Source organism: Flavihumibacter sp. CACIAM 22H1 (assembly GCF_001601815.1).
Classification (GTDB): domain Bacteria; phylum Bacteroidota; class Bacteroidia; order Chitinophagales; family Chitinophagaceae; genus Flavihumibacter.
In genome coordinates, this window is record NZ_LUKG01000059.1 from 18,305 (window position 1) to 29,275 (window position 10,971).

A 10,971-nucleotide genomic window follows, 5' to 3' on the forward strand; every position below is an offset into this window, starting at 1 on the left:
TATTTTTAGTATTTTATTTTTCTTTTTGAGCAGAGCAGCCTACATTTGAATTACCGTAAATGCGGAATAACTTTTTACGTTCAATTGTTTAGTTTGCAATTTGCCATTGTTGATATTGAAACCACCGGAGGCTTTGCTTCGTCCAATGCGATTACGGAAATCGCTATCATCCTGCACAATGGGCGGGAAGAGGAAGGTCGTTATAGCAGCCTTGTTAATCCGGGTATAACAATACCCCGGCATATTACTGCCCTTACCGGAATTTCCAATGAAATGGTGGTGAACGCACCTGGCTTTCAGGAACTGGCTCCAATGGTTTATCAACTGTTGCAGAACCGCATTTTTGTTGCGCATAATGTAAATTTTGATTTTTCTTTTGTGCAGCACCAGTTGAGTGCCTGTGGTTTTCCACTACGGGTAAAAAAAATCTGTACGGTACGAATGGCCCGGCAAATATTTCCAGGTTTACCCAGTTACAGTTTAGGCAATTTGTGTCGCAGCCTATCCATTCCACTTACGAACCGCCACCGCGCGGAAGGGGATGCCAGTGCTACCAGTTTGTTATTGGAAAAAATGATAACGGCCGATCCGGATAACAAATTTATCTCAATTGCCAAGTCTAAACATGCTGAGCAGTTTTTACCTCCGCATTTATCCTTGGAAGAATTGGAGCAGTTACCCAATGGTCCGGGTGTTTATTATTTTGAGTCGGCTAAAAAAGAAGTCCTTTATGTGGGTAAGGCAGTGAATTTGCAGAAAAGGGTTCGGACGCATTTCTCCAACAATGATAAAGGCAAAAGAAAGCAGGAATTATTGCGGCAGGTATACCATATAAGGTACACGCCCTGTGCCAGTGAATTAATGGCGCTTATTTTAGAAAGCCAGGAAATAAGGAAATTATGGCCACCGTTTAACCGGAGTCAGAAAAAATACCATCACCGATATGGTTTATATTGTTTTGAGAACAGAAATGGCAAACTGCAACTCATCATCGAAAAAAAGAAAAACAACCTACCGGCAATATATACATTTAATCTGCTGCAGGAAGGTCATCAGTTTATACGTCGGGTAAAGGAAAGTATGGAGGTACAGGACCTGCAGGTGGAACAGGGATCTGACGACCTGGTAAAATTGTACAATTACCAGTTGAACCAGACCATAGAAAGCTTGCGCAGGAAATATCCGAGTACAGCTATTGTTGAAAAAGACTATTACCAGCCGAACCGGTACGCTGTTTACCTGATGGAAAAAGGACAGTTTTATGGAATGGGATATATGGAAAATCCCTATGAAATTGACAGCCAGGTAGATAAATGGAAGGAAAAGCTTTCCCCGTCTCCTGATAATGATTTTATCAGGGGGCTACTTTATCAGTCGGTAACTTCCGGCGCAAAAATCAATATTCCGCTGGAAGATGCTTAATTTTTAGCTCCATACCACGAAGGTAACGATGGCAATGGCAGCGTAAAGCGCAAGTACAATAACTACTAATTTGGTCGTACTTGCCTGAGACAAATCGAACAATCGTTTCATAAAAAACCATTTAGTTCTTCAAAATGATTAGATGCCAACGATGGTTTCAAAGGGGTAAGCGATTTACCTGTTAAGGTAACACACATTTTAAATTTAAGGAATTAAACAGATTTTGCCAATTTTTGTTGCTTTTGGCTACTTAAGCTAGTGATTTTGAATTATTTTCAGTTAAATAACCCTTTTTATGAGGAGAGAACTCAGTTCCTGGTACAGTCCCGCACTTCAGAAAGAAATGCCGATAGCCGTTTATGGTCATTATGGATTTGCACTTTTACTAATACCAACTGCTGCGGCAGACTACCTGGAATATGAGCGTTTTCAACTATTGGATGCCATTGCACCATTTATTGAAAGCGGTAAGGTGAAAGTTTTTTCAATAGATAGCATTAACCGCGAAAGCTGGATGAACGATTATATGGATCCCCGGCATAAATCTATACGGCATCAGCAATGGAATGACTATGTATTTAATGAAGTGATTCCTTTTATCCGGATGAATACGTCTGTTGATACGGCGATCATTGCAAGCGGTGCTTCTTTTGGCGCATTACATTCGGCCAACCTGTTTTTTAAGCGCCCTGATCTTCTTAATGGTTGCATTGCCATGAGCGGGGTATATGATCTAACAGAATATACCAAGGGTTATTTTGATGAGGATGTATATTATAATAGTCCGGCTCATTACCTGCCCAACCTAACCGATCATGGGGTATTGGAACAGATCCGTTCCAGTCATCATATCCACCTGCTTAGCGGAAGCGGGGCACATGAAGACCCGGATGCAGCCCGTCGAATGGCAGATGTGCTATACAATAAAGGAATTTGGTATGAACTTGATATCTGGGGTGCCGACATGACACATGACTGGCCTACCTGGCGAAAAATGTTGCCTCATTACCTGGGCACCAGGTTCTGATTAAACGGCAAATTCTTTTTGTAACAGTTCTATGAACCTGGCACGCGGAATCATCCGGGCGCCAAGCGATTCGAGGTGGGGGGTATATACCTGGCAATCGACCAGTTCAACGCCTTCTTCCTGGAGGTGCCTGACCAGTTTAATAAATGAAAATTTGCTGGCATTGGGCTTCTGGGAAAACATGCTTTCACCAAAAAAGAAGGGGCCCATCCGTATTCCATACAAACCGCCTACTAATTGATCCTGTTCCCAGGCTTCGGCACTGATTGCATAACCGGCTTCATGGAGTTGGCAATAAGCGTCAATGATTTCCGGCTGAATCCAGGTACCGCCTGCTTGGCCTTTCCTGGCTACCTGACTGCAGGATTCCATTACTTTTCGGAAAGACGAATTGATCCTGAATTCAAATTTTCCCTGGTTCAGGTAAGGGCGCATGCTTTTACTGATGCGTAATTCAGAGGGAAATAAAACAAAACGCGGATCGGGGCTCCACCAGAGTTTAGGTTCTTCATCGTACCAGGGAAAAATACCCGACCGGTAGGCAAGTAATAATCGTTCTGGAGATAAATCTCCTCCAACAGCCAGTAAACCATCTTCCAGGGCCATTTCTACCGGGGGAAATGCCAGGGTTTCGTCCAGGAGATAAAGGGGCATATCAGGCAGTAATTTCAACCGTAGCGCCTATTCCCCGATCGGTAATGGCATCACACATGGTTTTAAGGTCGTCATACTCACCGTTTTTTACCGCATATTTTCCTTTTGTATGGATAAATAAAGCACATTGTTCGGCTTGTTCGGGAGTATGCCCGCATACGGAAATCAGTGTTTCAATAACCCAGTCGAATGTGTTGACTTCATCATTCCAAACAATAAGCTGGTATGGGGTACCTGTGTCGGTAAGCACATCCACTTCCACTTTGAATTCATGTTCCGCACCTTCCTTGTAATTGAACATAACAAAAAAACTTTGCTACAAAAGTAAAAAAAAAGCCCCGCGAATGCGAGGCTTGAAATTTTGTGGGAGCACACGGATTCGAACCGCGGACCCTCTGCTTGTAAGGCAGATGCTCTGAACCAGCTGAGCTATGCTTCCAATTTTTATCTAAAGAACAACCGTTTTGTTAAACGGGATTGCAAAGATAAGGGCTGAATGTTTTCTGCAAAATTTTTTTCTAACTATTTCAACCTCAAATGGTCCAATCGACTACCTGATTAACGAGTTCCTTCTGAAAAGGAGCGGTAATCCGGATATAATTGTCCGTATATCCTTCCATCATTCCATTTTTTTCATGGCCTTCAAACAAAACAGCTCTTTTTTGCCCCTCGTGCTGTTGTTGAAAATACTGTTGCTTCATATAACTGAGGTTGCGCAACTGTTTGTTTCGTTCATTTCGTACTGCAACAGAAACTACCGGCTTTATACCAAGCGCCACCGTATTATCGCGTTCAGAATAGGTAAATACATGCAGGTAGCTGATTTCGAGCGCGTGAAGAAAATCAAAGGTCTCCCGGAATTCAGCCTGCTCTTCGCCAGGGAAACCAACGATTACATCCACGCCAATAGAAGCATGGGGTAGTAAGGACTTAATAAGCTGCACCCGGTCGGCATATAGTTCCCGCTTATACCGCCGACGCATCAACGACAAAATGCTGTTGCTGCCGCTTTGCAGGGGTATATGAAAATGTGGCATAAAGCGTTTGCTGCGGGCTACAAAGCGGATAATATCATTCGTTAATAAATTGGGCTCGATCGATGAAATCCTGTACCGTTCAATGCCTTCCACCTCGTCAAGCGCCTGGATTAAAGAATAAAAGTCTTCTTCGTGCTTTTTATTTCCATCGGGTCCCTTACCGAAATCACCCAGGTTTACCCCAGTCAGCACTATTTCTTTTACGCCGTCAGCGGCAAGCTGGGTGGCGTTTTGCACCACATTGGCAATACTATCGCTCCGGCTTTTGCCCCTGGCCATAGGAATGGTACAGAACGAGCAACTATAATCGCAACCATCCTGAACTTTTAGAAAAGTTCGGGTACGGTCATTCACCGACCAGGAAGCGGTAAAGCCTGTTAGATCCGCAATATCGCAACTGTTGATTTTTTTGGCATCTCCCCTGGTTAACGCATCCAGGTGACGGGCGATATTAAATTTCTCTGCAGCGCCTAACACAAGATCTACCCCGGGTATCTGGGCAATTTCAGCAGGCTTTAACTGCGCATAACAACCGGTTATTACAACCATGCTTTCCGGCGCCCGACGCTGAATACGCCTTACCAACTGACGGCATTCCTTATCTGCATTGTCTGTTACAGAGCAGGTATTAATCACGTATACATCTGCTGTTTCGTCAAAAGATTTTTTGACAAAGCCTTCTTTTTCCATCATCCGGCCAATAGCCGAGGTTTCTGAAAAATTAAGTTTACAGCCGAGGGTGTGAAAAGCAACTGATCTTTTTTCCGCCATAGGGCCGCAAAGATACGTAGATTTGATGCCATGCGGAAAAGCCCGGTTTTCTATTTATTGTTGATGTTGGTACTGGTTGCAGCCTGGTATTTAAAAAATAATAATTCTACTGAACCCGCTGGTAATAAACCATTTATAGATAGAATTGATGAAATAGTATATACTAAACATGCTAAATGTCGCATGGAATGCCGTCATATTTCGGAACAGGAAGTGAAAGAAATTATCCGCAATGGTCAGGTGAACCTCCAAAAATCTGCGCCGGATGACCGGCCCTGTCCAACTGTAGCTATTGAAGGCTATTCCAACACAGACCGGCAACATATCCGGTTAATTTTAGCGGATTGCGAAACAGCCCTGAAGCTGGTAACCTGCATCGACCTGGAAAAAGACTATTCCTGTACCTGTAACTAATTCCTTTACATGATCAAGAAAATTGTTCAAACCATTTACAGCATTTATGGATTTGTCCTGTTTATCCTGCTGCTATTGCTTCTTCTTCCTTTTTTTTTCATCGCTTCTTTATTTGGAAAAATCCGTGGTGGTACAATGATTTACAGGATCTGTAGCTGGTGGGCCGATGCCTGGTTATTGCTGATAGGTATTCGTACAGAAATCATTCACGAAGAAAAAAACCGGGAGAGCCGGCCCTGCATTTTTGTAGCCAACCATATTTCTTATATGGATATTCCCATGATAGTAAAAATTATCCGCGAACCGGTGCGGGTATTGGGAAAACAGGAAATGGCCAGTATTCCCATTTTTGGCTTTGTTTACCGAAACGCGGTAGTACTGGTGAACAGGAAGGATCCCGAACAACGGCAGCGATCCGTTTTTACCCTCAAAAAAATACTGGGAAAAGGCATTTCTATCTTTATTTTCCCCGAAGGCACTTTTAATGAAACGGGTGCTCCTCTAAAATCATTTTACGATGGAGCTTTTAGGATTGCGCTGGAAACACAAACACCGATTCAACCTCTTATTTTCCCGGATACAGTTAAAAGGCTGCATTATAAATCCGTGTTTTCACTGAGCCCGGGTAAATGCCGCGCTGTATATTTACCGCTGGTTTCTGTGAATGAATATGCTAAGGACGGCCTCAGCGAACTTAAAGAAAAAGTATACCAGGAAATGGAAAAAGGCATAAACACCTACAAATAGTACAGTTGGAATCTCTGTTTCCATACGATCCTACAGTTTCTGAAACAGTACCTGCTCATTTTGTGGAGGTATTGATTCCGCTTGCCTTGCCCAAGAACTTTACCTGGAAACTACCGCCAGAATGGGTAACTGCCGTGCAACCGGGCATTCGGGTAGAAGTGGTATTGGGGAGAAATAAAAAATATGCAGGAATAGTAAAACGAATACATACAGAAGCCCCTACGGCTTTTGATCCCAAACCCATCCTGAATGTACTGGATGAACAGCCGATAGTTTACCCGCAGCAATTATCCTGCTGGGAATGGATGGCCAACTATTATATGTGCTCGGAAGGGGAGGTAATGCAAGCCGCGCTGCCTACCCATTTCAAGCTAAGTAGTGAAACTGTTTTGTTGTTTAATGATGCAGTAGGCGAGGATTTTGCGCATCTGGACGAAGAGGAGTTTCTGGTAGCAGAAGCCTTGCTGATCAGAAAAGAGCTAAAACTGGTAGAAGTGCAGCAAATCCTGGACGCCACGCATGTTTACCCGGTAATTAAACGCTTGCTGGAAAAGCAGGTTTGTTTTGTTTGGGAGGAATTAAAACAAACCTATAAGGAAAAAAAAGAAAGTTTTGTACACCTTGACCCTCAGTACCAACAGGAAGAAAAGCTGGAAGAACTGATGAATACCTGGGGAAGGGCACCCAAACAACTGGAATTGTTGCTGGCCTACCTGCACCTGCTTAAAACCCAGGGAGAAGTGAAGCAAGCCGATTTATTGAAAAAATCGGGTGCCAGCAGTGCCCAGTTAAAGGGATTGATCGAAAAAGGCATACTTCACACAGAATCCAGATCGGTTGACAGGCTTCATTTTCTGCCCAGGGAAATCACTATTCCATTTACCCTAACCAGCCAGCAAGCTGCCGCCTTATCCGCAATCCGGGAGATTTTTCTACAGAAGCAGGTTTGCCTGCTGAGAGGAGTTACTTCAAGCGGAAAAACCCTGGTGTATACCAAACTCATGGAAGAGGTTTTGCTACAGGGCAAACAGGTCCTCTATATGCTTCCTGAAATAGCGCTAACGGCACAGGTTATACGCCGTTTACAAACCTATTTCGGAGGTTATATTGTTATTTACCATTCAAAATTTAATTCCAACGAACGGCTCGAGCTCTGGAACAAAGTAAAATCAGGAGAAGCCCGGATAGTTTTGGGAGCCCGATCCGCCTTATTTCTTCCTTTTAAAGAACTGGGATTGGTGGTATGTGATGAAGAACATGATCCTTCCTATAAACAACAGGATCCGGCGCCTCGTTATAATGCACGTGACGCGGCAATTTACCTGGCTTCCCTTTTTGGCGCTAATGTGCTTTTAGGATCGGCTACGCCTTCCCTGGAATCCTATTACAATGCACAACAGGGAAAATACGGATTGGTGGAGTTGACACAACGTTATGGAGAACTGCTGCTCCCCGAAATGAGATTGGTTGATACCAAGAAAATATTCACCCCCGACCGTTCCAAACCTATTATTTCAAAGCCTTTGCAGGACGCAATTGAAGAGGTTTTATTGCAAAACAAACAGGTCATCCTGTTTCAAAACAGAAGGGGATATTCTCCTTACCAGGTTTGCCAGACCTGTGGATGGATACCCCACTGTAAAAACTGTGATGTATCCCTTACTTTCCATAAAATTCAAAACAAACTGGTTTGTCATTATTGTGGTACTTCTTATCCCCCGGTATCGGTATGCGAAGCCTGCGGTAATCATCATTTTACCCAGCAGAATTTTGGAACCGAACGAATAGAAGAAACCCTGCAGGAAACTTTTCCCAAAGCCAGAATTGCCCGAATGGACGTAGACGCAGTAAAGGGAAAACACGCCCACGATGCACTGATCCAGTTATTCGAACAACACCGCATAGATATTATGGTGGGTACGCAGATGGTGGTAAAAGGACTCGATTTTGACCAGGTGGCCCTGGTAGGCATCCTGGATGCAGACGCCATACTTGGCTTTGCGGATTTTCGAGTCAATGAACGGGGGTTTCAGTTAATGGAACAGGTGAGTGGAAGAGCAGGCAGGAAGGGAGCACAGGGCCTGGTATTAATACAGGTGCGGAACCTGCAACACCCGGTATTGGAATTTGTGCGGGAGCATAATTTCAACGATTTTGTTGCATTTGAATTGAATAACCGGCAACAATTTGGTTACCCCCCATTCAGCCGTATGATTCAATTGAGTTTTCGTCATAAAAACCAGGAAACCGTACGCCAGGCTGCCCAGCAAATGGCCAATTGGTTAAAACCTGGTTTTGGTCAATACCTGATTGGGCCAGCTGCACCGGTTGTGAACCGGGTAAGGAATCAGTACCGGATGGAACTGGTTATAAAACTTCCGAAAGAAGCGGGTTTATTACAGCATTGTAAAGATCAGATAGACTTATTAACCGCACATCTGCACCAGCAACCACTCTTTAAATCGGTATTGGTGATTCCTGATGTGGATCCTTTATGAATTGCATAATTCCGGTATAGTCGTGGATAAAAATTCCTTTCGCAGAGGATTTTGCGGCCTTCAACATAGCCCTGGCTACCAGATCTGCCTGAATGGGGTGGTATTTTTTCCAGCTACCTTTTAAAAACAGGGAATAAACCGGCGCCAATGCCTGTGCAATTCTTTCTCCTGTTCTTTTTTCTGATCGATTGCCCAAAAGTAAGGACGGCCTGAATATATGCACCTGCGGCAACTGTTGTTTGGAAACCGCTTCTTCCACTACACCTTTGAGCTTGAGGTAAAAATTATTATTATTGGCGGCATCGGCACCAATAGAGGAAACCAATACAAAGCCAAATACACCCGCTTCTGCTGCTGTAACCGCAGCTGCAACCGGTATATCATAATCAATTTTCCGGTAAGCTTCCCGGTCGCCCTTTACCTTTTTAAGGGTGGTGCCAATGGCACAAAATACGGTTTCTGCTCCCTGAATGGCAGGTTTATAGGCCGCTGGCTGGCTGAAATCAATACTATGAACAACCAATTTCGGATCTGAATAATCCAGCGCTTTTCTTACCAGCACATGTACTTCCTCATAATAAGCATCTTTCAGCAGTACTTGTAAAAGATGCTGGCCTATTAAACCGGTGGCGCCTAATAAACAAGCTTTTCTGCTCATAGCTTTGGTGTATTATTGTGTATGGAAATTCTGGAAAACTGTTCACTCAAAACTTTCACCAGTTTTGGGATTTCTGCTACAGCCAGGTACCTCGCTTCCTTTGAAGATACCGAAAGCCTGGAAGAAATACTGTATGCCGTTCAACAAAGTTCTCTAAAGGAGCAATCAACCCTGGTGCTGGGAGGAGGAAGCAATATTTTGTTTACCCAAAACTGGAATGGCTGGGTTCTAAAAAACGAAATTGCCGGTATAACCCTGCAACACGAAGACCCTGAGTACATCTATGTAAAGGCGGGCGCAGGAGAAAACTGGCATCAATTCACCCAGTATTGTATTGAACAGGGATGGGCAGGATTGGAAAACCTTTCCCTGATTCCGGGCAATGTGGGTGCTTCTCCCATGCAAAACATCGGTGCTTATGGCGTAGAACTCCGGGATGTTTTCTGGGACCTGGAAGCCTACCATAAACAGGATAAACAGGTACAAACCTTTACCAGCACAGATTGCGCCTTTGGTTATAGAGAAAGTGTTTTTAAGAATCGTTACCGCGATCAGTTCATCATTCTTTCGGTTACATTCCGTCTCAGGAAACAACCAATTTTTCACATTCAATACGGAGCTATCCGGGAAGAACTGGAAAAGATGGGGGTACAGGATCTTTCCATCCGGCAGGTTGCTCAGGCCGTCATGAATATCAGGCGTTCTAAATTGCCCGACCCCGCACAGATCGGCAATGCTGGTTCTTTTTTCAAAAACCCGGTGGTGCCGCGCGAAAAATTCCAGGTGTTAAAGCAGCATTTTCCGGAAATCGTGGGGCATGCTGTGGATGAAAATTCGGTTAAACTAGCGGCTGGCTGGTTGATTGAAAGTTGCGGCTGGAAAGGCTACCGGAAAGGCGATGCCGGTTGCCATGAAAAACAGGCCCTGGTATTAGTGAATTATGGAAATGCCAGCGGTAAAGAAATCTATGACCTGAGCCAGGAAATTCTGGAAAGTGTTCTGTTTAAATTTGGTGTTCAGCTGGAAAGAGAGGTGAATATTATTTAAGCACTATGCAGCAGTTGACCGGTTTTCGAGGTCAAGCAGAAAAAAAACATGCGCATCTTCCTGTTTTTTGCCTGCTTTCTCTGCTCCATAGTTGCCCTTGCCCAGGATAAAATCCATAAAAAAGACGGTCAGATCATTGCTGCAAAAGTTACCGAAGTTGGCGTGGACGAAATTAAATACCTCTTAGAAGGTGAAATGAACGGCCCCGTTTATGTAATTGAAAAGATCCGGTTAATTAAAATTGTGTTTGCGAACGGAAGGGTAGAAACCTATCACCAGAAACTCAAAGACCCTGCTCTTTACCAGGATCAACGAAAAAATGCCCTGAAGCTTAATTTTCTTTCGCCGTTATTCGGCCATACCTGGCTGAGTTATGAACGAAGCCTGGCTCCGGGCCGTTCCATTGATCTTAGCCTTTCGCTAATCGGATTAGGAAAAAGTATATCGTTCGACGACTACTATTACGATCCTGTTTCCGGCAATTCCCAGAGGTACCGCAGAGGGGCCGTTGGTGCAGCTATTGGAGTAGGATATAAGTTCATTAAAACGCCGGATTTTCTTAACCGCGATATCCGCTATGCACATATACTTCAAGGGTCCTATTTCAAACCGGTATTTTATTTGGGCGCTTATGGCGAAAATATCATTGTCTACAAAAACAACCTCGTGGCTAAAGATCGGCGTACCGTCCTATAC

Annotated in this window: 11 protein-coding genes and 1 tRNA gene; 7 read left to right on the top strand and 5 right to left on the bottom strand. The window is 44.0% G+C overall.

Annotated features, from left to right (window positions below; translation table 11 throughout):
* Nucleotides 1-93: 93 nt before the first annotated feature.
* Together A1D16_RS14985 and A1D16_RS14990 are read left to right on the top strand one after the other, a co-directional pair.
* A complete protein-coding gene (locus A1D16_RS14985) occupies nucleotides 94-1,422 on the top strand; it encodes an exonuclease domain-containing protein (protein WP_290710933.1) in 1,329 nt (442 codons plus the stop codon).
* A 295-nt stretch (nucleotides 1,423-1,717) separates the two neighbouring features.
* Nucleotides 1,718-2,449, top strand: a complete 732-nt coding sequence (locus A1D16_RS14990; protein WP_290710935.1) for an alpha/beta hydrolase-fold protein — start codon at nucleotides 1,718-1,720, stop codon at nucleotides 2,447-2,449.
* On the opposite strand, the gene aat is transcribed toward A1D16_RS14990, so the two are convergent.
* The 4 genes from aat to mtaB form a co-directional block, all read right to left on the bottom strand.
* A complete protein-coding gene (aat, locus tag A1D16_RS14995; RefSeq protein WP_290710937.1) occupies nucleotides 2,450-3,103 on the bottom strand; it encodes a leucyl/phenylalanyl-tRNA--protein transferase in 654 nt (217 codons plus the stop codon). It lies immediately after the preceding gene.
* Between the two features lies 1 nt (nucleotide 3,104).
* Nucleotides 3,105-3,404 carry an ATP-dependent Clp protease adaptor ClpS gene (locus A1D16_RS15000; RefSeq protein ID WP_290710939.1) on the bottom strand — a complete coding sequence of 100 codons (300 nt, stop codon included), beginning with the start codon at nucleotides 3,402-3,404 and terminating at the stop codon, nucleotides 3,105-3,107.
* Between the two features lie 63 nt (nucleotides 3,405-3,467).
* Nucleotides 3,468-3,542, bottom strand: a tRNA-Val gene (locus A1D16_RS15005).
* A 94-nt stretch (nucleotides 3,543-3,636) separates the two neighbouring features.
* A complete protein-coding gene (mtaB, locus tag A1D16_RS15010; RefSeq protein ID WP_290710941.1) occupies nucleotides 3,637-4,911 on the bottom strand; it encodes a tRNA (N(6)-L-threonylcarbamoyladenosine(37)-C(2))-methylthiotransferase MtaB in 1,275 nt (424 codons plus the stop codon).
* Nucleotides 4,912-4,941: 30 nt separating this feature from the next.
* On the opposite strand from mtaB, the gene A1D16_RS15015 reads away from it, so the two are divergent.
* From A1D16_RS15015 to priA, 3 genes are read left to right on the top strand one after another with little or no spacing between them, the layout of a single operon-like run.
* Nucleotides 4,942-5,325: a DUF4258 domain-containing protein gene (locus A1D16_RS15015; RefSeq protein WP_290710943.1), complete on the top strand. Its 384-nt coding sequence runs from the start codon at nucleotides 4,942-4,944 to the stop codon at nucleotides 5,323-5,325.
* Nucleotides 5,326-5,334: 9 nt separating this feature from the next.
* Nucleotides 5,335-6,072 (top strand): lysophospholipid acyltransferase family protein, encoded by a 738-nt coding sequence (locus A1D16_RS15020; protein WP_290710945.1) that lies wholly within the window; start codon nucleotides 5,335-5,337, stop codon nucleotides 6,070-6,072.
* A 5-nt stretch (nucleotides 6,073-6,077) separates the two neighbouring features.
* Entirely contained in the window at nucleotides 6,078-8,570 is a 2,493-nt protein-coding gene (gene priA / locus A1D16_RS15025; RefSeq protein ID WP_290710947.1) for a primosomal protein N', read from the top strand.
* Here priA and A1D16_RS15030 read toward each other — a convergent pair.
* Nucleotides 8,530-9,228, bottom strand: coding sequence for an NAD(P)H-binding protein (locus tag A1D16_RS15030; protein ID WP_290710949.1), 699 nt, complete (start codon nucleotides 9,226-9,228; stop codon nucleotides 8,530-8,532). The genes priA and A1D16_RS15030 overlap by 41 nt on opposite strands.
* Nucleotides 9,229-9,249: 21 nt before the next feature.
* Here A1D16_RS15030 and murB point away from each other — a divergent pair, with 21 nt between their 5' ends.
* Both murB and A1D16_RS15040 read left to right on the top strand, forming a co-directional pair.
* Nucleotides 9,250-10,275 carry a UDP-N-acetylmuramate dehydrogenase gene (gene murB / locus A1D16_RS15035; RefSeq protein WP_290710951.1) on the top strand — a complete coding sequence of 342 codons (1,026 nt, stop codon included), beginning with the start codon at nucleotides 9,250-9,252 and terminating at the stop codon, nucleotides 10,273-10,275.
* Nucleotides 10,276-10,323: 48 nt separating this feature from the next.
* Nucleotides 10,324-10,971 (top strand): hypothetical protein (locus A1D16_RS15040; protein WP_290710953.1); only part of this gene is annotated, 648 nt, incomplete at its 3' end.